This is a genomic window from Asticcacaulis biprosthecium C19, assembly GCF_000204015.1.
GTDB lineage: Bacteria > Pseudomonadota > Alphaproteobacteria > Caulobacterales > Caulobacteraceae > Asticcacaulis > Asticcacaulis biprosthecius.
Window position 1 is genome coordinate 655,636 of record NZ_GL883080.1, and the last position, 23,646, is coordinate 679,281.

Annotated in this window: 21 protein-coding genes; 15 read left to right on the top strand and 6 right to left on the bottom strand. The window is 59.9% G+C overall.

What is annotated here, in order from left to right; all coding sequences use genetic code 11:
- Nucleotides 1–19 precede the first annotated feature (19 nt).
- The 13 genes from ABI_RS21460 to ABI_RS21520 all read left to right on the top strand — a co-directional run bounded on the left by ABI_RS21460 (nucleotide 20) and on the right by ABI_RS21520 (nucleotide 14,674).
- Nucleotides 20–2,662 carry a PAS domain S-box protein gene (locus tag ABI_RS21460; RefSeq protein ID WP_157139044.1) on the top strand — a complete coding sequence of 881 codons (2,643 nt, stop codon included), beginning with the start codon at nucleotides 20–22 and terminating at the stop codon, nucleotides 2,660–2,662.
- A 28-nt stretch (nucleotides 2,663–2,690) separates the two neighbouring features.
- Nucleotides 2,691–3,596, top strand: a complete 906-nt coding sequence (locus tag ABI_RS21465; protein WP_006275177.1) for an ATP-binding response regulator — start codon at nucleotides 2,691–2,693, stop codon at nucleotides 3,594–3,596.
- A 217-nt stretch (nucleotides 3,597–3,813) separates the two neighbouring features.
- Nucleotides 3,814–4,008 carry an STAS domain-containing protein gene (locus tag ABI_RS21470; protein WP_006275178.1) on the top strand — a complete coding sequence of 65 codons (195 nt, stop codon included), beginning with the start codon at nucleotides 3,814–3,816 and terminating at the stop codon, nucleotides 4,006–4,008.
- A 96-nt stretch (nucleotides 4,009–4,104) separates the two neighbouring features.
- Nucleotides 4,105–4,470 carry a response regulator gene (locus ABI_RS21475; RefSeq protein WP_040309826.1) on the top strand — a complete coding sequence of 122 codons (366 nt, stop codon included), beginning with the start codon at nucleotides 4,105–4,107 and terminating at the stop codon, nucleotides 4,468–4,470.
- A gap of 6 nt (nucleotides 4,471–4,476) precedes the next feature.
- On the top strand, nucleotides 4,477–6,471 hold the full coding sequence (locus tag ABI_RS21480) for a chemotaxis protein CheA (RefSeq protein ID WP_006275180.1): 1,995 nt from the start codon (nucleotides 4,477–4,479) through the stop codon (nucleotides 6,469–6,471).
- Nucleotides 6,468–6,989: a chemotaxis protein CheW gene (locus ABI_RS21485; RefSeq protein WP_006275181.1), complete on the top strand. Its 522-nt coding sequence runs from the start codon at nucleotides 6,468–6,470 to the stop codon at nucleotides 6,987–6,989. The genes ABI_RS21480 and ABI_RS21485 overlap by 4 nt, the downstream gene beginning before the upstream one ends.
- A 24-nt stretch (nucleotides 6,990–7,013) precedes the next feature.
- A complete protein-coding gene (locus ABI_RS21490) occupies nucleotides 7,014–9,701 on the top strand; it encodes a methyl-accepting chemotaxis protein (RefSeq protein WP_050808385.1) in 2,688 nt (895 codons plus the stop codon).
- Nucleotides 9,702–9,778: 77 nt separating this feature from the next.
- Entirely contained in the window at nucleotides 9,779–10,636 is an 858-nt protein-coding gene (locus ABI_RS21495; protein ID WP_006275182.1) for a CheR family methyltransferase, read from the top strand.
- 1 nt (nucleotide 10,637) lies between these two features.
- Entirely contained in the window at nucleotides 10,638–11,246 is a 609-nt protein-coding gene (locus ABI_RS21500) for a chemoreceptor glutamine deamidase CheD (protein WP_157139045.1), read from the top strand.
- An 8-nt stretch (nucleotides 11,247–11,254) separates the two neighbouring features.
- Complete coding sequence (locus ABI_RS21505) at nucleotides 11,255–12,301, top strand: protein-glutamate methylesterase/protein-glutamine glutaminase (RefSeq protein ID WP_006275185.1); 1,047 nt, start codon at nucleotides 11,255–11,257, stop codon at nucleotides 12,299–12,301.
- 4 nt (nucleotides 12,302–12,305) lie between these two features.
- Entirely contained in the window at nucleotides 12,306–13,439 is a 1,134-nt protein-coding gene (locus tag ABI_RS21510; RefSeq protein WP_157139046.1) for a methyl-accepting chemotaxis protein, read from the top strand.
- A gap of 129 nt (nucleotides 13,440–13,568) precedes the next feature.
- On the top strand, nucleotides 13,569–13,871 hold the full coding sequence (locus ABI_RS21515) for an STAS domain-containing protein (RefSeq protein ID WP_006275187.1): 303 nt from the start codon (nucleotides 13,569–13,571) through the stop codon (nucleotides 13,869–13,871).
- Between the two features lie 2 nt (nucleotides 13,872–13,873).
- Entirely contained in the window at nucleotides 13,874–14,674 is an 801-nt protein-coding gene (locus ABI_RS21520; RefSeq protein ID WP_083811596.1) for a PP2C family protein-serine/threonine phosphatase, read from the top strand.
- A gap of 186 nt (nucleotides 14,675–14,860) precedes the next feature.
- On the opposite strand, the gene ABI_RS21525 is transcribed toward ABI_RS21520, so the two are convergent.
- The 4 genes from ABI_RS21525 to ABI_RS21540 all read right to left on the bottom strand — a co-directional run bounded on the left by ABI_RS21525 (nucleotide 14,861) and on the right by ABI_RS21540 (nucleotide 17,538).
- The gene (locus ABI_RS21525; protein WP_006275188.1) at nucleotides 14,861–15,208 is read right to left on the bottom strand and encodes a hypothetical protein; all 348 of its coding nucleotides are present in this window, start codon (nucleotides 15,206–15,208) and stop codon (nucleotides 14,861–14,863) included.
- 92 nt (nucleotides 15,209–15,300) lie between these two features.
- Nucleotides 15,301–15,843, bottom strand: a complete 543-nt coding sequence (locus tag ABI_RS23995; RefSeq protein ID WP_050808386.1) for a hemerythrin domain-containing protein — start codon at nucleotides 15,841–15,843, stop codon at nucleotides 15,301–15,303.
- A gap of 340 nt (nucleotides 15,844–16,183) precedes the next feature.
- Nucleotides 16,184–17,017, bottom strand: a complete 834-nt coding sequence (locus ABI_RS21535) for a cyclic nucleotide-binding domain-containing protein (RefSeq protein WP_245531426.1) — start codon at nucleotides 17,015–17,017, stop codon at nucleotides 16,184–16,186.
- Between the two features lie 227 nt (nucleotides 17,018–17,244).
- On the bottom strand, nucleotides 17,245–17,538 hold the full coding sequence (locus ABI_RS21540) for a hypothetical protein (protein WP_040309828.1): 294 nt from the start codon (nucleotides 17,536–17,538) through the stop codon (nucleotides 17,245–17,247).
- A 302-nt stretch (nucleotides 17,539–17,840) separates the two neighbouring features.
- Between ABI_RS21540 and ABI_RS21545 the strand changes: the two genes are divergently transcribed.
- Nucleotides 17,841–18,422 carry an NAD(P)H-dependent oxidoreductase gene (locus ABI_RS21545; RefSeq protein WP_006275192.1) on the top strand — a complete coding sequence of 194 codons (582 nt, stop codon included), beginning with the start codon at nucleotides 17,841–17,843 and terminating at the stop codon, nucleotides 18,420–18,422.
- Nucleotides 18,423–18,689: 267 nt separating this feature from the next.
- Here ABI_RS21545 and ABI_RS21550 read toward each other — a convergent pair whose 3' ends face one another.
- Together ABI_RS21550 and cydD are read right to left on the bottom strand one after the other, a co-directional pair.
- Nucleotides 18,690–20,261: an ATP-binding cassette domain-containing protein gene (locus ABI_RS21550; RefSeq protein ID WP_006275194.1), complete on the bottom strand. Its 1,572-nt coding sequence runs from the start codon at nucleotides 20,259–20,261 to the stop codon at nucleotides 18,690–18,692.
- Nucleotides 20,258–21,844 carry a thiol reductant ABC exporter subunit CydD gene (cydD, locus tag ABI_RS21555; protein ID WP_006275195.1) on the bottom strand — a complete coding sequence of 529 codons (1,587 nt, stop codon included), beginning with the start codon at nucleotides 21,842–21,844 and terminating at the stop codon, nucleotides 20,258–20,260. Before cydD ends, ABI_RS21550 begins: the two co-directional genes overlap by 4 nt.
- Nucleotides 21,845–22,074: 230 nt before the next feature.
- Between cydD and ABI_RS21560 the strand changes: the two genes are divergently transcribed.
- On the top strand, nucleotides 22,075–23,646 hold the full coding sequence (locus ABI_RS21560; RefSeq protein ID WP_006275196.1) for a cytochrome ubiquinol oxidase subunit I: 1,572 nt from the start codon (nucleotides 22,075–22,077) through the stop codon (nucleotides 23,644–23,646).

Consider the following 23,646-nt stretch of genomic DNA (forward strand, 5'->3'; position numbering starts at 1 on the left):
AATTAAACGGGGGTTACCTGTGAAGTGGCGCTTTAAGGATGTGAAATCGTGGCTGGACCCCCTCGCCATTGGCGTCGGCGCAACCATCTTTGCAGGTTCCGTCGTTGCGGGCGGATTTATCTATCAACGCACGGTCGAGCAACTCGATAGCATCGTTGACGGGCGTTTACGCAATCTGGCGGTCATGGCAGCGGACATGACCAATGCCGAACAGCACGCGACCATGGTCCGTCCCGAACAAAAGACCGGCCCGGAATATCAACACCTGATCGCCCCCTACCTGAGCATTCTTCGGGCAAATGACGACCTCATCTATGTTTATACCGTCGTCCCGTGCAGTGGTGGGGCCTGCATCGTTCTCGATGCTGCATTGCCGCGTCAGGGCGAGGCGGTCGTGCCATCGGACGTCATGCAGGTGTACGAACAACCCTCCCCAGCTCTGGTCAAGGCGCTACGATCCGGGCAGGCCGTTGTCGAGAGTGAGCCCTATACCGATGAATACGGCACCTTCCTGAGCGCCTACGCGCCGATGTATCGCAACGGCGCCCAGATCGGCATTGTCGGTGTCGATATGAGTATTCGCCAATATCAGGCAAAGGTCGCGCAAATCCGCGGCGCCCTCGGAGTGGGCTTGCTTCTTGCCGCGGCGTTCGCACTGGGCTTCGCGGCGCTCATCACCGCTCTGCGGCGTCGAAACGCCGACCTCCAGGGAAAATACCGTTCGATCATCACGCACATATCCGTCGTGATTTTCGAATGCCGCCTGGACGATAACCTGACCGTCCAGTTCATCAACAGCTATATCGAAACCCTGACGGGTTATCCGTCATCGGATTTTGTCAGGGGCAAGGTCCGGCACTTCGCCGATCTTATCCCGGAAACGGAACGGCCTGCGGTGCTGCAGGGCGTCAGGCGCCAACTCGACACAGCGGATCGTTTTGAAATCGAATTCCGTCTTCAGCCGCGAACCGTGGCTGGTGGTGGTTCTCGGCGGCCTGTCTGGGTTCGCGTCAACGGTCACGTCAAAGCTAGAGAAACCGATGGTGCCATCACCATCGAGGGTTTCATGCAGGACATTACCCTGCGCAAGGCCACGGAGGCCAAGGTAGCGGAAAGTGAAAAGCAGTTCCGCGCTCTTGCCGACAGCACGCCGAACCTGTTGTGGATTACTGATCTCGACGGCGATTGTGTCTTCTTCAACCGCACCTGGCTGGATTTTCGCGGCCAGGCGTTGAACGATGAAACGGATGCGGGGTGGCTGGCCCATGTCCATCATGAAGATGTCGCCGCCTGTACCGAAAAGTTCTCAGAGGGCGTCGCGCAGCAAGCGGCGTTTCAGTGCTGGTTCCGCCTGAGACGCGCCGATGGCGATTACCGCTGGATGCTGGCCAACGCCACGCCGCGCCTGAACAGTGCCGGACGCTGTGAAGGCTTCATCCTGGCGGCCACCGACATCACGGATCGCAAGGCGTTCGAGACACGTCTGAAGCGGACAGCCCAGCATTTAGAACTCTTCTTCCGCCATACGCCGGCGGCCATTGCGGTTTTCAACATCGAACTGCGCCACCTGATGGTTTCGGAGCGCTGGCGCAGTGATTTTGGCCTGTACGATAGTGATCCGATCGGGCGCACCCTGTATCAGGTAGCGCCGGCCCAGGCAGAATACTGGCATGATGAGCATCGCCGCTGTCTCTCGGGTGAGATCGTCACCAATTCCGGCGCTTTGGTGCCCATGCCGGGCGGGGGCGAGGAGTGGATCAGCTACGCCTTTCACCCCTGGTACGAGGACGACATGGTGATGGGGATCATCATGTTTACCGAGGTCATCACCGAGCGTAAGCGGCTTGAGGGGGAATTGACACAGCATCGCGACAACCTTCAGTCGCTTGTTGAGGCCCAAACCTCGGACCTGCGCCAGGCCAAGGAACAGGCAGAAGCCTCGGTTCGGGCCAAGTCGGAATTCCTCTCGAACATGTCGCATGAGTTGCGCACGCCGATGCACGCTATCCTGAACTATGCCGCCATGGGGGAGAAGCGCCTGACGGGTCTGCCGTCGGGCGATGGTGTCGACAAGCTGACCAAGTACCTGGGCAATATCCGGACGGCCGGCACGCGACTTTTGGGACTTCTCAACAACTTGCTGGATCTGGCCAAGCTGGAATCCGGCAAGATGACCTTCGACCTGGCCCCGACGGATTTGCGCGGGGTCGTGGAACAAAGCTGCATGGAACTCGATTCCCTGGTCAAGGCGCGGCAACTCCATCTGGACGTCGAATGGAACGCGGCTGACACCGTTATCACAGTTGATCGGGGCCGCTTGATCCAGGTCATGGTCAATCTTCTGTCCAATGCGATCAAGTTTTCCCCAGAAGGCGGAAATGTCTCCGTCGCCGTTGAGGAGGACCGCTATGGGCTCATCTGCACCGTGAGCGACGATGGTCCGGGCGTTCCTGAAGGTGAACTGGAACACATTTTCGAAACCTTCGTGCAGTCGAGCGAGACCCGATCGGGTGCCGGCGGTACCGGACTGGGCCTGTCGATCTGTCGTCAGATCGTCGGTGCGCACGGCGGCAGAATCTGGGCCGAAAATCTTCATCCCAAAGGCGCGCGCCTGGCCTTTACCCTGCCCAGAGAAAGGACCGCGATCGCCCTGGCTGGATAGCGGGGTGGCAACGCGGAGTCAGAACGACATGAATGATCAAACTCGTCCCAAAATTCTGGCCGTGGATGATGAAGACTTCAATCTGGATATTCTGGGAGAAATCCTGGACGAAGCCGGATATCAGCCCGTCCTGGCCGTTGACGGGCGCGAGGCCCTTGCCCTGTTGGAACTTCATCCCGACATTGAGGTCATCGTCCTTGACCGAATGATGCCAAACATGGACGGCATGGCCTGCCTGGCGGCCTTGAAGTCTGATGCCCGCTGGCGCGACCTGCCCGTTATTATGCAGACGGCTGCGGCTTCGCACGATCAGGTCCGGCAGGGTATCGAGGCGGGGGTGTTCTACTATCTCACCAAGCCCTACGCAGCGGACATTCTCCTCAGCCTCGTGCGCTCCGCCCTCGACGATGCTCGTCGCCGCGCCGACCTCCTGGGCGATGTCCGCCGGCAGCGCACAGTCCTCGGACTGATGCAGCACGGCATTTTTCGCTTTCGCACCCTGGAAGAGGCCCGCAATCTCTCGGTATTCATCGCCAACTGTTTCCCCGACCCCGAACGTGTCGTTTACGGCCTCAGCGAGTTGATGATCAATGCCGTCGAACACGGAAATCTTGGCATCACCTATGCCGAAAAGACCCGGCTCCTGCTGGAAGGGGACTGGGAAAACGAGGTGGTGCGCCGATTGAACGCTCCAGATAAAATCGATTGCTACGCCTGGTTGACGCTCGACGCGGGGCCCGGCGCCATCAGCGTGACACTTCAGGATTCAGGCGCAGGCTTTGCCTATCAATCCTATCTCGAACTCAGCCCAGAGCGTGCAACGGATCCGCACGGACGTGGCATTGCTACGGCCAGGTTGATGTCGTTCGACGAACTGACCTACGAAGGTAACGGCAATAGGGTGCGGTGTATCGTTGGCCTGACAAACCACTGACGGCCGCCTTAAGGTTAACGAGAGTAAATTGAATAGAAAAAGTACGCAAAAACAAGCCTAAAATTGATATATGTCAATTACGAAGTCGATTTGTGGCAATTTTGGCTAATAATTTTAACGATAAATAACGTGACTCATTAAACCGACGGAAACCAATCTTCTATACTAATGAAATGGATTGCAGCGCTGAAGTAATCGGCGCGACGGAGTTCGTTTCATGTTCGTTGTCTCCCTGCCGGGTGTCGTGGACACCGCCGCCGTCGACAGTCTGAAAGACTGCCTGATCGCGCAGCTACAAAGCAAAGCCTCGTGCCGCCTTGACGGCGGCTCTGTCGAGCGTATCGGCACGGCGGGACTGCAACTCCTGTGGTCAGCGAAGCAAAGTTTTTGGCGATGGTGGACTGGAATTTGACCTGTCGCCGCGCTCCCCGGCTCTTTGTCAGGCCCTGGCTGTTGCCGGCCTCGACGGACCCAGTCATTTCAACATCACCCCGGAAGCTCAATAACAATGGCAAGACGCGTACTGGCTGTCGACGATTCCAAGACTATGCGGGACATGGTCAATTTTACTCTGCGCAATGCGGGCTTTGAGGTTTTTGAAGCTGAGGACGGAGTCAAGGCTCTCGCCCTCGCAAAGACCCAGTCCGTCGATGTCGTGCTGACGGATATCAATATGCCGAACATGGACGGGGTTACCCTGGTCAAGGAGCTGCGCGCCCTGCCGCAATTTCGTTCGACACCCATTCTGGTCCTGACGACCGAAGGCAATGAAGACAAGAAGATGGCCGGTCGCGCCGCCGGGGCGACGGGTTGGATTGTCAAGCCCTTTGCTCCCGACAAGCTGATTGCCGTTGTGAACAAGGTTTGCCCGTAAAACCGTATGTCGACCGAAGCCCGCAACGATTACGCTCAGTTTCGCCAGACCTTCTTCGCCGAGAGCGCGGAGATGCTGGCAGATATGGACGAACGCCTGGAAGCCCTGAAGACGGGTCGCCTCGACCGTGAGGAACTGGACGCTGTTTTTCGCGCCGTTCATTCGATCAAGGCCGGCGCGGGCATGTTCGACTACCGCAGCCTGGTCGACTTTGCCCATGGCTTCGAAGCCCTGCTGGATCGCCTTCGCGACGGCCGCATGTCCGTCAACGCCACGGTTGGTGGGCTGATTATCCGTGCCGCTGACATCCTGGCGGAACTGGTCGCGGCTGCTCAGGCCGAGCGGGCGGCGCCATCCGGCATGGGGGCTGACGTTATGGTCGCCATCAACGGATTGTTAGGGGAGGGGGCGACGCCGGTCACTCCTGCCATCGCTCCCGTCGAAATTCGTGACGACACTCACCGCGTAGAGATACGGTTCACGCCCCATGCCGATTTGATGCGCAAGGCGAACGAGCCCTTGCTGCTCATCCGCGAATTGTCGGGCCTGGGACACCTCAAGACCGTCTGTGACTCTAGTCGTGTTCCAGAGTTGGAGTCGATCAACAGCGACGACTGCTACCTGTCGTGGACCTTCGAACTTGAGACCACCGCTGGTGATGACGCGATCCGCGAGGTCTTCGAGTTCGTCGAGGATGACGCCGAGATCGCCATTGTTCGCGCCTTGGCTGAGGCACAGGATGAAGGCTTTGGTCTGTGGCTGGATACTGAGGTTGCAGACGTCGCACCTGGCCCCGTCGCGCTCACCAGCGATGAGCCGGGTGGCAAGCGCCCGCCGGCACAGACCTCAATCCGTGTCGACCTGTCGCGTGTAGACCGTCTGGTCAATATGGTGGGCGAACTGGTGATCTCTCAGGCCATGCTGCGTCAGGAACTAGCGACGCACAACCTGCCCGTCGTCGACGGGCTGGAATCGCTCGACGTCCTGACCCGCGAACTGCAGGACTGCGTCATGGCTATTCGCATGCAGCCGGTGCGTTCCGTCTTTGCCCGCATGCCACGTCTGGTCCGTGACGTAGCGGCCCGTCTCGACAAGCAGGTTCGCCTGGTCATGGTTGGTGAGCAGACAGAACTCGACAAGACAGTGCTCGAAGAACTGTCGGATCCCCTGACCCACATGATCCGCAACAGCGTCGATCATGGCATCGAGGCGCCTGCCATCAGGATCGCAGCCGGCAAACCGGCTGAGGGAGCCCTGACCCTTTCTGCCAGCCATGTCGGCAGCAATATCCTGATCCAGATCGAGGACGACGGCGCCGGGATCGACCGTGCACGTCTGGTCGCCAAGGCTGTCGAAAAGGGCATTGTCGCGCCGGGCGCGGTCCTCAGCGACGACGAAATCCTCGATCTGATCTTTGCCCCCGGTTTTTCAACGGCCGAGACGGTTTCCGATGTGTCCGGTCGTGGCGTTGGTATGGACGTTGTTCGGCGCAATATCCAAAAGATCGGCGGCCGCATCCAGGTCAGTTCCATTGCCGGCAAGGGCACGCGCTTTACCCTGATCATCCCCCTGACTCTGGCGGTACTGGACGGCATGCTGATTTCGGTCGGCACCGAACGTTACATCCTGCCCCTGACCTCGATCATCGAAAGCTTCCGCCCGGCAGCGGCGCAGGTTCGCCAACTGTCGGGCGGCGGCCGCATCGTCAACGTCCGCGGCGAATTTGTCCCGCTTCTGGGCCTTGGCCGTGTGTTTGGCGTCAGTGACGCTATCTGCGATCCGGTCCACGGACTGGTCGTCCTGACCGAAACCGCAACCGGCGGACGGTTGGGGTTGGTCGTCGACGGTCTTATCGGCCAGCAGCAGGTGGTCATTAAATCCCTGCAGACCAATTTCACCGCCGTACCGGGCATATCCGGCGGAACCATTCTGGGTGATGGCCGCGTTGCCCTCATTCTCGACATTGAACAACTGGCCAGCCTTGAGGAGACCGCTGCATGAGCGAACTTCTGCGAACCTACGAAGACACCCTGAGCGCCATCGGGCGAGGTACCGATGGTAACGGGTTGCGTCAGTTCATCAGCTTCCGCGTCGGGGCGGAGGACTACGCCATCGACATTCTGGCGGTCCGCGAGATCAAGGGCTGGACCCAGACGACGGTCCTGCCGAACCAGCCCGACTATGTCCGCGGCGTGCTGAACCTGCGCGGCGCCATCGTTCCGGTGTTCGACCTGCGCAGCCGCTTTGGCCAGGGCGCGACCGAAGCCACGGCCAAGCATGTCGTGGTGATCGTCGCGGTTGGAGAGCGGCTGATCGGTCTTTTGGTCGATCAAGTCAGCGACATACTCAGCGTTTCGCCCGACAGCATCGGCGCGGTCCCGGAAACCTCCCTGCGCGGCGACCACCGCTACCTGGCCGGCATCATCACCCAGGGAGACGCCCTCGTGGTGCTGCTCTCACTCGACACCCTTTTCGACACGATGCCGGGCGAACAGCCGGCACACGAAACCGCCGCCTGACAACGGCACCAGAGGAAGAAATCCATGCTTTCGTTGAACAATATAAAGCTTCGCGGCAAACTGGCCCTGATCGTTGGCACCCTCAGCGTGCCTCTTGTCATCATGTCGGGCCTGTTTATCAATACCAATCTTCAGGATATCGGCTTCGCTGAAAAGGAAAAGGTCGGCACGGCCTATCTGCGCCCGGTGTGGCAGTCCTTGTCGTCGCTCTATGCCGCCGTCGAAGATGGCCAGGCCCCGCAAGCCCACCTCAAGGGCGTTGACCTGGCTGAATCCGCCGCCTTGGCCCAAAAACTTGGCATCGAGCCGGTCTACCAGGACACCCGCAAGGCCTTGGACGCCATCGGCTTTCCAGCACGTCCGATCGAATCGGCGCAGGCGGCGTCCGGCGCCGTTACGGCCTTATCGAACCTCGTAACGGAAACGGGTAATCTGAGCAATCTTACGCTCGATCCCGACCTCGACACCTACTACCTGCAAAACATCATAACCGTGAACCTGCCCTCCGTGGGCGGACAAAACAACGATGTCTATCAGACGATTCTGGCGCAGGTCGACCAACCGACAACGTTGAAGTTTGCTGTTGAATTGGGAAGCGAACTTGGATCATTGGGCGAAGCCCGAGATGCAACCTCGACCTCGGTACAAAGTGCCTTGAAGGGAACCAAGGACCAGGCTTTGGCCGGCCGCATCAACCCCGCATTGGCAACCTTTACCGCAGCAAGCGACGCCTATGCCAATCAGGGCAAGGCCTTGCTGGAGCGTGTCGAGGCGGGCGGACGTGTCACGCGGGCCGATATTGAGGCGCTCCTGCCGCTTCACGAGGCGCTCGAAGCCTCAGCCGACACGCTGTGGACGACCTCGGCCGATGAACTCGACCGCCTGCTCCAGGCTCGTATCGATGGCCTTTGGCTGAACATGTTGACCCTGCTGGGAATCGCCGGCGCTATCGCCGCCGCAGCCCTGGGGCTTGCCGTCTATATCGCCCTCGAAATTTCCGGCACCCTGGGCCGTATGAGCAACGTCATGACACGCCTCGCCAGTGACGACTTCGATGTGACCGTGGTTGGGGCCCAGCGCCGCGACGAAATCGGCGCCATGGCCAAGAGCGTGGAAATCTTCAAGCAAAATGGCATGTCCAGCAAACGCGTCGCCGCAGAAAACCTGCGCATCAAGGTGGCGCTCGACAATTGCTCGACCAATGTCATGATGGCCGATCCCGAAGGCAAGATTATTTATCTGAACACATCCGTGCGTGCGATGATGACGAATGCGGAAAGTGACATGCGCGCCGCTTTGCCGAACTTCGACGCGTCGAAGCTGGATGGCGCAAACATCGATGTCTTCCATAAAAATCCAGCCCATCAGCGTGGTATGCTGGAGCGGCTGACGGCGACTTTCAAAACCCAGATCAAGGTTGGCACGCGTCAGTTCGACCTGATCGCCAGTCCTGTTATTGATGACGCCGGTCAGCGCCTCGGCTCGGTCGTCGAATGGAAGGACATTACGGCTGAAAAGCACATCGAGAGCGAAGTCGATCGCGTCGTCCAGGCCGCCGTCGCTGGTGACTTTAGTGAACGCCTGGAACTTGAAGGCAAGACTGGCTTTATGCGCAACCTGGCCGAGGCGATGAATCGCCTGTGCGAAAACACGGCCGAAAGCCTGAACGAGGTTTCGATCCATCTTGGCTATCTTGCCGAAGGTGACCTGACCCGCCGTATCGAGCATTCTTACAGCGGCCTGTTCGAAGACCTGAAGAACAAGCTGAACGAAACGTCCGACAAGCTCTGCGTCATCGTCGAGCAGGTCACGGCCGGTGCCGGAGAGATCAAGGTCGCCACCGCCGAAATCACTGCCGGTACCAACGATCTGTCGCAACGTACCGAACAGCAGGCCTCCAGCCTTCAGGAAACGGCCTCGTCGATGGAGGAGATAGCCTCCACCATCAAGCAGAACGCCGACAATGCGCAACAGGCCAGCAAGCTGGCGGGCACGGCTTCCAGTGTCGCCGGCAAGGGCGGTGAGGTTGTATCTCAGGCGGTTCAGGCGATGTCGCGTATCGAAGCCTCGTCGCAGAAGATCTCGGATATTATCGGCGTCATCGACGAAATTGCTTTCCAGACCAATCTACTAGCGCTGAATGCCGCCGTCGAAGCCGCGCGGGCAGGGGATGCCGGCAAGGGGTTTGCCGTTGTCGCCGCCGAGGTTCGCTCTCTGGCCCAGCGTTCGTCGGGTGCCGCCAAGGACATCAAGACGCTGATTGCCGCCTCTGGCTCGGAGGTCAAGGACGGTGTCAAACTGGTCAACGATGCCGGTGGCGCGCTCAGCGAAATCGTCGGCTCTATCCGTCAGGTGGCGGAAATCATCTCGGAAATCGCAGCGGCCTCCAAGGAGCAGTCGGTCGGCGTCGAAGAAATCAACACCGCCGTATCGCAGATGGACGAGATGACCCAGCAAAACTCGGCTCTGGTCGAACAAAATGCGGCCTCGTCGCGCATGCTTCAGGACCAGGCAGAGAACATGCACAGCCGCATGGCCTATTTCAGCCTGCCGAGATCCGCAAACTTGCGTGAAGCCGTCCGTCCGGTCGAGGTCGCCCGTACTTCGGCTCCGGCGTCGCGCAAAGCGCCTGTTCGTCGGGTTGCCGGCGGTGCTGCGCGGCTTCAGGATGACCTTCGCTCGGCTATGGACGCCGACTGGGCTGAATTCTGATCGCGTAAACCTGTCCCTTCTGTCTGCCGGGGCGCAAGCTCCGGCGGACAAGCGCTTAAAGATGAGTAGTGTGGCCCATGGCATTGGCGAAAAAATCCGTTATCCGCGATCTGGATACCGTCGAATTCGATTTTACGCGCAAGGACTTCGACGTGCTGGCCGCCCTGGTTCATCAGCATACGGGGATCGTGCTGGGGCCGAACAAACAGTTCATGGTCTATTCGCGCCTGACGCGACGGTTGCGTGAGCGCGGTCTGGTGCGCTTCGACGACTATATCGACCTGCTGACCTCTGCGGACGGCGAGGATGAATTTCGCGCCTTTATCAACGCGATGACCACCAACCTGACCCGGTTCTTTCGCGAAAAGCATCATTTCGAGTACCTGGCCGCGAATATCCTCCCCCAACTCAAGGTTTCCCGCGCCGATCGCCGCCTGCGCATCTGGTCCGCTGGCTGTTCGTCCGGCGAGGAACCCTATTCCATCGCCATGACCCTGCAGGAGCATTTTCCGGAGCTGTCGCGCTGGGACGCTCGCATCCTGGCCACGGACATTGACACCAATATGGTGGCAAAGGGGGCTGCAGGAACCTATCCCCTCGATGCTTTCGACGGCGTCGATTCCGATCTGCGCCAGCGTTACTTTACCGAGGCGGCCGGTACCTTGCGAGCGAAGGACAATTTGCGCAATCTGATCGCCTTCAAGCCTCTGAACCTGCTGCAGCCCTGGCCGGTCAAGGGGCCCTTCGACGTCATCTTTTGTCGTAACGTCATGATCTATTTTGACAACCCGACCAAGACGGAACTGGTGCGGCGGTTTGCCTCCATGCTGCGTCCCGGAGGATGGCTGATGGTAGGCCATTCGGAAACCCTTCTCGACCAGCAGCCCCTGTTTTCGCTGTGCGGCCGGACTATCTACCGCAAGGTCGGGGGATAGCATGCCCGTACCCATGGAACGCCACATCGCACGAACGCGGATAAGGGATGAACGCCTGGGTCAGCATAATGTCCGCGTTCAGCCAGGCGAATACTTCGTCACCTCTGATGCGGGTATCATGATTATTACCGTGCTGGGATCCTGCGTCGCCGCCTGTGTCCGCAACCCCTACACCGGTTTCGGGGGTATGAATCATTTCATGCTGCCGCAAAGCGAGGAGGGCGACTGGAACGGCGTCTCCTCACACATGCGCTATGGTAACCACGCTATGGAAAACCTGATCAACGAGGTGATGAAGTCGGGTTGCCGTCGTTCCGAAATGGAGATCAAACTGTTTGGCGGTGCCAACATGTACGTCGGCGGCAGCGAGATCGGCGCCAAAAACGCCCAGTTTGTCACCGGCTACCTTAAAGCCGAGGGGCTTAGGGCTTCTGCCAGCGATCTCGGTGGCAGCCACGGCCGCCGCATCCACTACTGGCCATCGACCGGCAAGGTCAAACGCCTCCTGCTGACCGGCGGCGAAGACAGCCGCGTCGCTACGGCCGAAACCACGTATCGTTCCCGCCTCACGACCGCACCGGTCGAGGGCGACATCGAACTTTTCGGATAGGCGGCGATATGAACCCACCCATTCGTGTCCTTATTGTCGATGACTCCGCCCTGATGCGCCAGCTTCTAACGGCAGTTCTGAGTGAGGACCCTCAGATTCACGTCGTCGACACAGCCGCCGATCCACTGATTGCGCGCGAAAAAATAAAGAAGCACAATCCCGACGTCATTACGCTGGATGTCGAAATGCCGCGCATGAACGGCCTTGAGTTCCTGTCGCGATTGATGGCGCTGCGCCCGACCCCGGTCGTTATGATTTCCTCGCTGACCGCGTCGGGTGCCGATGCGGCGCTCAAGGCGCTGGACATCGGGGCGGTGGATGTGGTCGGCAAGCCATCGGGCTTCATGTCAGACGGCATGGCGGCGCTCGGGGAAGAGATTCGCACCAAGGTCCGAACCGCAGCAGCCAGCCGGGTCGGGGCGCACCGGGTTCCAACGGCGGTCCGGCGCTCAGGTTCTCGACTGATCGGCGACAAGGTGATCGCGATTGGGGCTTCCACCGGCGGGATTCCCGCCCTGACGACTCTACTTACGGCCTTACCGGCCGACATGCCGCCCATCGTCATCGTCCAGCACATGCCGGCCAGTTTTACACCCAGATTTTCGCAGCGGCTGGACGAAGCCTGCGGCCTGAAGGTTAGTGAAGGCCAGGACGGGCAGCGCCTGCGATCTGGCGAAGTATGTATCGCGCCCGGCGGCCGCATGACACGGGTTCGAGCGGATCGGCAGGGGCTGTTCTTGGCCATTTCTGACGAGGACCGCGTCAACGGGTTCTGCCCATCGGTCGACGTTCTGTTCAATTCGGTTGCCGAAACCTGTGGCGATCGTGCGATCGGTGTCATCTTAACCGGCATGGGCCGCGATGGCGCCGAAGGCCTGCTTGAGCTTCGCCGGCGCGGTGCGCGGACCCTGGGCCAGGACGCAGCCAGTTGCGTTGTCTACGGCATGCCGCGCGTGGCTGCCGAACTGGGCGCCGTCGAGCGTCAAATGTCACCTGCCCACATTGCCCAGGCGCTTGTCGACCTGTGTTCCCACGTCTCAGTTCAAACCGGTTGAAATCATGGCCCTGATGTCCTTTCTCAAGCGGCGCGAGCCCGAAGCCCCCCCTCCCGAGGCCGCGTTAACTGTAGAGCCGGTCGTGCCCGAAGTGCCGGCGGATCTGCTCCAGGCCCAGGCCTATCTGTGTGACATCCTGGGGCTGAATGACGTCCAGGCGCGCATCCTCGACGTCGTGATCCACGAGATTTCCGAGGTGCGGTCGGATATCGACGTTAATTTTCAGGATCTCTCCCAGAGGTTCACCCATCTGGCGCGCGTTTCGCAGGACCAGACGCGTATGGTTCAGGATCTGGCCGGAAATGCCGACACGGTTCAGGTGGCCGACGAAACCCTGGCGGTCCACGATGTCGTCAACACCATGGGACGGGCGCTTTCGGACTTTGTCGAAAAGATCGTCTTCATGTCGTCCCGCAGCGTCAATATGGTTTACACACTCGACGACGTCCTGGGCGAAATCAGCGCGGTGGAACGCAGCATCAAATCCATCGACAATATCAATGCCCAGACTAATATGCTGGCCATTAACGCCAAGATCGAAGCCGTTCATGCTGGTGACGCGGGGACTGGGTTCGGCGTGGTTGCCGATGAGATCCGCGAACTGGCCAAGAACGTGAACGCCCTGTCGTCCGACCTGAAGAAGCGGATATCTACCATTTCGGAAGGTCTCCACAAAGGCTATGACCTGCTGCGCGAAATCGCCGAGGTCGATACCTCCGGCCAAAACCTCCTCGTGCACAAGAGCATGACCAATATGATGCGGGCGCTGGTCGACCAGAGTGTCAGCATGAAAACCATGCTGGAAGCCAGCGCTGAGGCGACGCAGACGATTACCCAGGATATCTCCGCTGCCATTGTGCGCATGCAGTTCCAGGACCGCGCGACCCAAAGACTTGAAACCGCCGTCAAGGGGCTGGGTACCCTGACCGCTGCCCTGCGCCGCGTCGACGACGAGGTCCAGCTTAACCTGAACCTTGCGCATACGGCCGGTCTGGGGGGCGAACTCAGCGCCGCCGTGCTGCAGCAATGCACCTTGGGCAGCGTCCATGACAAGCTGGAAACTTCGCTGCGTAGCGGGCCAGGGCCTGTCGTTTTCAAGACCACGCAACTGCGCGACGACGACATAGAATTGTTCTGAGTGTACGAGCGATTACATGCGGTAACCGGTTCCAGTCACGGCGAGTTAACGCCTTTTTGATACGATAACTTACGCCTCGCTCAGGCGTTGCAATCGATTGCCGTTAGTGCGGTCTGTCAGGAAAAAATCATGCGGGTCGACCTTCATCAGACGGAAAATCACCTTGTCGCCAAGCTGTCCGGACGGATGAGCTTTTCCGATCATGGTCAGTTCCGCAAGGTCCTCGATGGCATCCGTGCCGACGGCATCAAGACCTGCGTCCTGGACGTCGCGACGCTGGAAGCCATTGATTCCTCCGGGTTGGGCATGCTGATGCTGGCCATCGAGGACGCACGCAAAGGGGGCTGGAGCCTGACAGTGGCAAATGCCGCAGGTCCGGTGAAGCAATTGCTGCAATTGTCGCGCCTCGACAAAATGCTGAAGGTGGCCTGATCATGGCCGGAGCGGCCGTCGTCACATTTCCACTTTCTCGCCGCCGATCGCCAGGAAAGGGATTGCCTGTGATCAACTCCGGAGCTGAGATCGGGCTGTTTGCCGGTCTTTTACCCGACGAACGTCTCATCGCAAGCTGCGAAGCGATCTATCGCGTGGACCTGTCGGCGGTCTTCCTGTCGCCGCCTCCGATGAGCGGTGATCTTTGGGGCCTATTGCCGATCGATAGCGACAAGCTGGCCGTGTTTTGCGCCGACGTGTGCGGCCACGGGCCGGAGGTCGCGCCCCACGCCCGAAAAGTTCATGAAATTCTCCATGCGCCGGACCTGGAGCGGACGCGGCCTCAGCGCGTGCTGGCTCAGGTCAATACGGGCCTGCACGGATATCTGCCGCCCGGACGGTTCGCCGCCATGTTCTATGCCGTGATCGATACCGCCAGGGACCGCATGGATTACGCCTGTTCGACTTTCATGCCCCCCTTGTGGCGTCAGAGCGGAGACTCGGCTTACGAATTGCTGGAAGGTGCGGGGCTTCCGCTGGGATTTCAGCCTAGAGCGCGTTACGAGAACCATAGCCGCCGTTTCGAACGTGGTGCTGGCCTCGTCATGTATAGCGACGCCTTGGTCGAAACGCCAATGCCGCCCCAGGCCGTGTTTGATACGGACAGCCTGTGCCATGCGGTCAACCAGTTTGGATCTGGCGCAGACTCGGCGACCATCAACGCACGCCTGATTGATGCCCTGGACCTGGAAGTAAACCCGTTGGAGGATGACCTGACTCTGGTCACACTTCTAAGGCGTTAAAACGATCGGATTTCGCCACTATCCTAAGGGCGTGTCGGAGCGCGTCATGTAGGCATATAACCGGTAGCGCGCGCATCGGCAGGATCGAACACGGCGTGCACCTGGTTCTCGGTGTGCACCGTTAATGCATCGGCTTCAGTGCCATGAAGCGACTTTGTTTAAACCATGAATGAGTGCGTTGGACTTTCACGCTTCCGCGGTGCTGAGTTGCATGCTTCGCAGATGTATAACGTGGACCTCACCCAGGCGGCCATCGCGCAAACAGACGCCACCAAGGGTTATGTCGGGCTTTTCGGCGCTGAATTTGGATGACTTTGGCGGAAGCGTGAGCACGACGTCGACATCGCCAGCCTCACGCCAAATCGCCATCTGACGCGACGCGACCTGCGCCTTGTTGGGGATGACGACCAGGTCAGCCAAACGATGACCGGCGTCCGCGAAACGGCAGGCCAGTTCGACGCCACGTGCGTCATCCTGCTCATCCGCTTCGCAGATGTGCAGTATGGCGATGCGCAGGTTCAGCGTCTCTGCCATCACGCGGCCACAGCGCGTTCAACCAGGAAACGCGGGTAGAGAAGGTTGTTCTCCAGGTGGATGTGAAAGCGCAATTCGCTGTCAAGGTGTCGTCACGTGGCGCACAGCAAATTCCAGTCGGTATTGGCGTCGTCTGGGACCGTGTAGCCGCGCGTCATCGCCGAGAGACTGTCGAGTTCCTCGGCGAAGCCGTCATGTTCAATCATCATTCGCAGCACTGGAAATTTTTGGCTCGAGCGGAGGCCGTACACGAGTGACGGAAACACCTCGTCGCGTTCTTTGGCCTGATGGATCTCGATATCTTCCGCCAGCGCGTTGAGATGGTGGCTGAAACCCTGGGGACAGGCGGGATGTGCCGCGAATTCCAGTTCGACCCGCCGGGCCAGCCTTGTGGCGACGAACAGGCGATTAAGGTGGATGGCATGATATCGCCGCTGGATATACGCTGTCAGGTCTCGCACCGAAGAAGGGATTTTCTCCTGCCTTCGAGGAAGAATTGCCAGCGCAGCGACCAGTTGCTCGAGGTCGCAACCGGAACGGGCCGCAGCTTGACTCAGTTGCAGGTTTCCGATGCGATAATAGTCGATACCGTGGCTTTGGAACAGGGCTTCTCCGCCCGAAAGGTCGCTCGCCAAATCTCGAACCAGCGCGTCTCACAAATACATACCAAGCTCCCGCGGCCCCCATCAGAACGTATTACTACACGCAGTGAGAGAGTTTTGCCTTGATCGGGATCAATTGCCAACCGGGATCCCGGCGGCTTAGGTTTGATAATCGTCAAGTTGAGGGGTTGCGTATCTCAAGTTTTAATTGATCTGCGTCAACACTTATCATTCGGCTTTGGTTATTCTGAGGATGTTCGACGCGGCGGTCCTCACCCCTCTACCACGCAGCGGCGAACAACACGGCCGGCCGCGCGTAACTGGGCTGGGTATGCGGCGGCTGCCTCGGGTAGCCGCCGTTTCTTATGCCGTTTCAGTCGAAGATGACCTTGCTGGCCTTGTCATTGGGGGGCCACAGTTCACGTTCCGCCTTGCCACCTAGGTGGTCCAGTGGTGGCATGTGATTATCGATATAGGGTGACGGCTTGGCCATGCGTCGAAGGGCGCCGAGTATCGTCAGGCGAACCTCATTTCCCTGTACCTCTACACCGTAGTCGCTGAGCGCCGCAAAGGCGCGCGACAGGTTTTCCGGAGTCATCCCCAAAAGGGACGCGAGGATTCGTTTTTCATGTAGCAGTCGCAGAGTCGTGACGCCGCCTTGCTGGACCTGCAGTTGGAGAAGATAGTTGGCTAGGCGCTCGCTGGCGCTGCGGAGCTTCATATTCTTGACCTGACGAACCATGGCACGGTTCCAACCCGCAAGCTCTTCGGCAACGGCCAACGAAAATGCACCGTCCGCTCGCAGGGCGTTGCGAAATTTGTCTGCCGAAAGCATCAGGATTTCCGAACGCTCCAGGGTTCTGGCCGACATCAGCGCCGGCGCGTCCAGAACAACGGATGACAGGATGAATAGAGACAAGGGCCGAATAACGGATACCGTCGTTTCCTTGTCGTTCCACGAGCCTTGCATCTCGACGACGCCATCCAACAGAACATAGAGAAAGTCCACCGTGTCGCCTTCAAACAGAAGCGTCGTCCCGGCGGGAAATTTCTGCATGAAACCGGCAGAGGTGAGCTCAGCGAAATGTGGTTCGGACATGCTCGAGAACAGTCTCAGGTTGCGAACCCGATCGAGGTCGCTATCCCTCATGTTCTCTCCAGTACTGGAAACGTCGAATTTTTTGAGCGTGATCCTATCTTGGGCCACTGTCAAGTTTACAGGAGTCGGCCAGGTGGATGCAGATCAAACATCTAGAAAAAATTGCATAACCATTTGCCGTTTGACATGAGTCTTTTTGACATTTGACATTAGGCAAGGATCGCGGGGCTGATGGAGGGCGTCATGGATGTTAGAATACGCGTCGACGGTTCATTTGAATGGGAAGCGACCTGTTACCGCGCGGCGAAAAAACCGATCCTGACGGGGGTCGTCCTCTAGACGTCATGGCCAAGGCCTGCAACCGTCTCAAACAAATGTGCGTGCTGACAGCCGAAGTCGCTTCCGAGCAAAATCCCGAACTTGTCGAACTCAGCAGATTGGTCGCGGTTTTGCGTCGCGACTGGGCTCTGCAACTTGCCGATGAGCAGGAGGATATCCTGCCCATTCTGCAACTGCGGAAACGGCCGGGTGATGAACTCAGCGCCGCATTTCGCGAAGTGAGGGCAAATCACGCCATGATTCGGCCGCAGCTGGAGCATTGCGCGGCCGAACTCGAACGTCTTCGCCAAGGTGACCTCACGGCCTTAGCTACATCTGGCATCGCTGACGCCACTGTGACGGTAGTCGCCTCTTTGCATCGGCACCTCTGCATGACGACGGCGATTATTCTGCCGATAGCCCGATTGCGGTTAACCGAAGCGGATGTCGCGGCCTTACGAGACGGTCTCCTGGCGCGAAGGGGACCGAGAACCCTGGACGCGCCTGCATCCCTTTGACTCGCGTCAAGGCGGTTTGTTTCAGACCGGGTAGATTGTGGGACGGGCACAGCCGGTCTTTTGATCCGCCCAGTACATCCGCGTGAGAGGTTCCTGTGACTGAACGCATCCTGATCATCAACGGCAATCCGGCCCGCAATCGCCGCAGCTTCAGCGAGGTGCTGGCCTGCGCCTACAACGAGGGCGCGCTCTCGTCGGGACACGAGGTCCGGATGGTCAAACTGGCCGACCTCGACTTCGACCCCATCCTGCACGAAGGCTATCACGCGGTTCAAGTGGTCGAGCCGGACCTCGCCGATGTCCAGGCGTCCATTCAGTGGGCGTCGCATATCGTGTTCGTCTACCCGATGTGGCAGTTCAACGTTCCGGCTCTGGTCAAAGGGTTTTGCGAACGCGCCTTCACACCGGGATTCGCCTACCGCACCGATGCCAAGAACCCTCTGGACGCACCGCTGCTTAAGGGAAGGTCCGTCCGCCTGATCCAGACCATGGGTATGCCGGGCGCCGTCTACTGGCTGGCCTTCCGTGCCCATGGCGGCAAGGCTTTCAAGAACCTGTTCGGGTTTTGCGGATTTAAGCCGGTGCGCCTGAGTACCTTGGGACTCGTCGAGGAGGGGCCCGAAACGCGGCAAAATCACATTGCCGGGGTCGAAAATCTTGGTCGAAAAGGTGCATAATCCTGGCGGGCGCGTGGAAATCACTGATCGCGAAACCAAAGAAACAAATTTCGGCGCCGGGGACGATGGTTGCCAGAGGACCGCAACTGGCGGCAAGTCGGTCAGGGTTGGTCGCGGCCTGTAAAGTGACTGCGCCTTGCCGGACTGGGGAAAAGCTGGTCGAAGGTGCGGCGTCAAACATGGCTGTCTCTCTCTCTCTCATCGAACAAGAGCCAAGCATGACAGGTTCGCTCGCGGCGCGAAATCCGGTCTTATCCGTACGGGAGTCTACGTCGTCACTACATGCGATCTGGCGTTTCTTACCGCATCGGTAGCAAGCGTCTGGTTGGTAAGACGGCGCGGCGGTGCGCGGTGGCTGATCAAGATCAGGCCCTGCCCAGTTCGGCATAGCCTCTCTTCCAAGCGCTGGATAATATAGGCCTCTGTCGCGGCATCGAGCCCCTCCGTGGGCTCGTCAAGCAGCAGGACCGGTGCGTCCCGCAAATAGGCCCGAGTGAGCGCGAGGCGTTTGCGTTCACCGCCCGAAAGCGTGACGCCACCATCGCCGACCCAGGTGTCCAGACCTCGCGGCAAGGCCTCGACACGGTCAGCCAGCCCGGCGTCCCTTAAGGCCGACCACAGGCTCTCTTCCGTATCACATCCCGCCATTGTGAGGTTTTGGCGCAGCGTCCCGCTGACAAGCGTGGCGTCCTGAGGCTGCCAGGCGAAAGCTGCCTGACCACCGCCCGCCAGGCCCTCGACATGGCGCAAACCCAGCAGCCCTTCGGCCATAGCCGTCTTTCCGCTGCCCGAGGCGCCGGCGATCCGTAGTCGCAGATCCCCGCCAAGTCGGTAGGTTACCCCACGCCAGGAGAAACCATCACTGTCATGCCTGTCGGGTTGAGCCTCGTCCTGGTCACAGAGGTCGCGCAGACGGTCCCGCGATGCAGCCGCCTCCCGCCTTTGTCCCAGATATCGAACCACCGCATTGAGGCTTTCGAAACCCATCGTGCCGGCCAGCAGGGCCATGGCTAGGCCGGCGATGTCGCCGTTGCGTCCTGCCCAGGCCATGATAGGCAGGCACAGTCCTGTCAGCACAAAGATTCCGGCCGCGGCAAGGGTATCGCGGGAAATGCCCACCCGACGCGTCTCTGCCAGTTCGTCTTCCAATGCCGCCATCTGGTTTAGCCAGCCATGTCGAGGATCCGAGGTGCGGATATCGGGCAGCGTGTCGAGAAGGTTCTGGAAGCGTTGCTTGATCCGGCTACGGCCTTCGGTTTCCGGCGGGGCAGGGGGCAAGGCCTCATGCAGCCACCACACACCGGCCAGCCCAACGATCAGAGACAGGAGAAGGACACATGCCGAAGCGATGTTCGCCATCGCGGCCAGCGCCACGGCCGTGGCAATGCCAGCCAGTGCGCCCGGCCCGGCGCTACGCATCACCATCGCGACTTCCAGGGTCGTCACATCCTGTATCAATCGGCTTGACGTGTCTCCTCGGGCCAGGCGAAGCGAGATTTCTGGCGGAAGTGCCAGAATCCGTCCGAACAGGCTGGGCCGCAGCTCAGCCATCGCGCGCAGGGCCACATCGTGCCCCACCAGACGCTCGCCATAGCGCAGCAGAGTTCGAGCGATCGCCAGAGTGCGGATCAGGGCGCTGGGAAGCAGATAGTTGAATCCGCGCGCGGCGACGGGGCCCGCCGCACCGGCGCCGGCAGCGGCTACGAGAAACCATCCGGAAAGCCCCAGAAGTGCCACGGCGGCGACGGAAACCCCGGCCGCAAACAACGCCGCCAGCCAGAAGCCGTCACGGCGGCGCGCCTCAAGGGCGGCTAGAGTGGCATCGAAATTTCCCTTCATAGCGCAACCACCTGGTCTGCCAGAGCCATGACACGTTCGGCGTGGCTGGTGAGAATGACCGTGCGGCCACGGAACAGTTCCGGCAACAGGGCCAGCACGGCTGTTTCGGAATCAATGTCGAGGTCGGCGGTGGGTTCGTCCAGCAGAAGGATGTGTGCAGGCCGCAACAGGGCACGCGCGAGCCCGATGCGCCGGCGCTCACCGCCGGATATACCTGAGCCGCGGTCATCCAGGACCGTGTTTAGACCGTCCGGTCGCGACGCAATCGCCGGTGCCAGTCCGGTCCGGCGGATCGCGCTCTGCAGCATTTCGTCCGTCGCTTCGCGATTACCCAGGCGCAGATTGTCGGCCAGCGTTCCGGCGATCAGGGGCGGGGACTGCGACACATATGCGATCTGGTCGGCGACGTCGTGGTCGCGGCCCACCGCCATGCCGTTGACGCGGATGTTTTCACCTTCTGCAGCCAGAATTCGCCGCAACAGTGTCGACTTCCCCGATCCCGTGGGCCCCGTCAGGCAGGTGACGGAGCCGGGTTGGCAGCAGAAACGGACAGGGCCGATCTTGTGGTCAGGATCGTCGGCAAAGCCGATGGTGACATTGTCGTAGTCAATTCTTGGCGCGGCGGACAGACGCGGCGCCGCGACGATGGCAGGCGCGATCTCAATGGCCATCAGGCGTTCCGCCGCGGCCATGGCGGACTGGCGATCGTGGTAAGCGGCGGCGAGACGACGCATCGGGGCGTAGACTTCCGGGCACAGTGCCAGAACGAAGAACGCCGTCTCCAGACGCAAATCTTCAAGCGGAGGGAAGGGCAGGTCCCCCAAGAGGTAAAAGCCGCAATAGACAGCGATCAGGGCAACGGCCAGGGCGCTGAAGAATTCCAGTACGGCAGAGGTCACGAAGGCGATACGCAAAACGCGCAGGGTGCTGTCGGCAACCTGTACGGCGGCGTCCCCGACGGCCTTGATCTGTCTGGGGCCATCGCCAAAGGCCAGGATGACGGGCAGGGCGCGAATGCGGTCGAGAAGCAGATTGGAGAGACGCGACAGAGCGTCCAACTGCCGCCTGGACTCGTCGGCGCTGCTCAGACCCAGAACCGCCATCATCGCCACGAACGGGATCAGGGTCAATCCCAGGATCAGCGCGCAAACCCAACTCTGGAAAGCGATGACGATCAAAACCGTCACCGGCAGAAGCCTGGCCTGCATGTCGGCCTGGTGGAAGCGGGCATAGTAGCCTTCTAGCGCTTCGCTATCCTCGAACAGAGCGTTGAGGCGCCGGCGTTGGCCCAGAGCATCAATGCGACCTTCCAAAGCGCGCGCGGTGATACTTAGCCGCAGATCTCGCGCGACGCGTCGGGCGACGCGGAGATTCAGCGTCTGCGCTGCCCAGCCGAGGCCGGCGCGGAGGATGAGCGATACCACGACAACGGCTGCCGGTAGTGCCAGGCTTGCCAGGGTGCGCGGTCCCGCCCACAGATCGGTAACGAGGTGGCTGAGCCCCCAGGCGAAACCAATGACGGTGGAAGCCTCAGCAAGCGCCAGCAGTGTGCCGCGGCGCATTGCCGTGGTTTCGCCGCTCATCCAGGAACGCAACTGGCGTCGGATATCTGTTGCAGAAAATCGTGTTCCGGCAAGCTGTGTCATGGGTTTCAAGTAGCACACAATCGCGACAATGACGCAGGGGACAACAGGAAGAACCTGTTGCGGTGCAAAAAGTCCTTGATCCAGGTCAAGGCCGTCCCGTGTTTGATCCCTATGGTGATCGGTGCCTGTTTGTTAACCCCCTATTTTCAAGGCACGGGAGCCCAAAAATGGATCTCAGTACCGTCGACCTGTCGCGGCTGCAGTTCGCACTGACCGCAATGTATCACTTCCTGTTCGTACCCCTGACCCTGGGGCTCAGCTTCATGCTGGTGATTATGGAAAGCGTCTATGTTCTCACGCGCAAGGAGATATGGCGAACCATCACCCGGTTTTGGGGCACCCTGTTCGCCATCAATTTCGTTCTCGGCGTTGCGACCGGACTGACGATGGAATTTCAGTTCGGCACCAACTGGTCGTACTATTCGCACTATGTCGGTGACATTTTCGGAGCGCCCCTGGCCATCGAAGGCCTGATGGCCTTCTTCCTCGAAGCGACCTTCGTCGGCCTCATGTTCTTCGGCTGGGATAGGCTGAGCAAACCGGCCCACCTGATGGTGACCTTCCTGGTGGCGCTGGGTACCAACCTCTCGGCCTTGTGGATCCTGATCGCCAATGGCTGGATGCAGAACCCAGTCGGCGCCGAATTCAATCCGCAGACCATGCGCATGGAGGTCAGCGATTTCATGGCCGTGTTGTTCAACCCGGTCGCTCAGGCAAAATTCGTGCACACCGTCAGCGCCGGCTATGTCCTGGCAGCGGTTTTCGTTCTGGCGGTCTCGGCGATCTATCTGATCCGCGGCAAGTGGGTCAGTGTCGCCAAGCGTTCCATGGCGGTCGCGGCGGCGTTTGGGTTGGCATCATCGCTTTCCGTCGTCGTCCTGGGTGACGAGTCGGGTTATGCCCTGACCGACAACCAGAGAATGAAGCTGGCCGCCCTGGAATCCATGTGGCACACAGAAGACGCGCCGGCCGGAATATCGCTGTTCGGCATCCCCAATGTCGCCGAACAGCGCACTGACTATGACGTGAAGGTGCCCTATGTCCTGGGTCTGATTGCGACCCGTAGTCTCGACAAGCCTGTCATTGGCATACTTGACCTGGTCGAAAAGGCCGAGGGCCGTATCCGCTCCGGCATAATTGCCTACGATGCCGTCGAAACCCTGAAGCTGAACCCCGATGATTTCGATGCCCGCGGCCGGTTCGAAGTGCACAAGGCCGACCTTGGCTATGGTTACCTGCTGAAGAAGTATGTTGCCGATCCGCGGACAGCGGACGAGGCAACCATCGCCCGCGCTGCCATGGACACCGTCCCCAACGTCCCGCTGATGTTCTGGGCGTTCCGCCTGATGGCCGGCCTGGGTTTCGCCTTTATCGCCCTGTTCGCGCTCGCCTTCTTCATGGTGACTTACGACAAGGTGCGCCAGAAGTGGTTCCTTGTTCTGTGTATCGCCGCCCTGCCTTTCCCCTGGATTGCGATCGAGGGCGGCTGGCTTCTGGCTGAGATAGGCCGTCAGCCATGGGCCGTAGAAGGTGTTTTGCCCACCTTCATGGGTGCATCGAGCCTCACCAAAACTCAGATCTGGATCACCATTGTTGGATTTACCCTGCTGTATGGCGGCCTGGCGTTCATTGAGATCAAGTTGATGATCCGGGCTATCCGGAAGGGGCCTTATCACTCGGTCTTCGGTCGCTTGAATGACGAACCCGTCGACGTCCCCACTGCGGCACCGGCTGAGTAA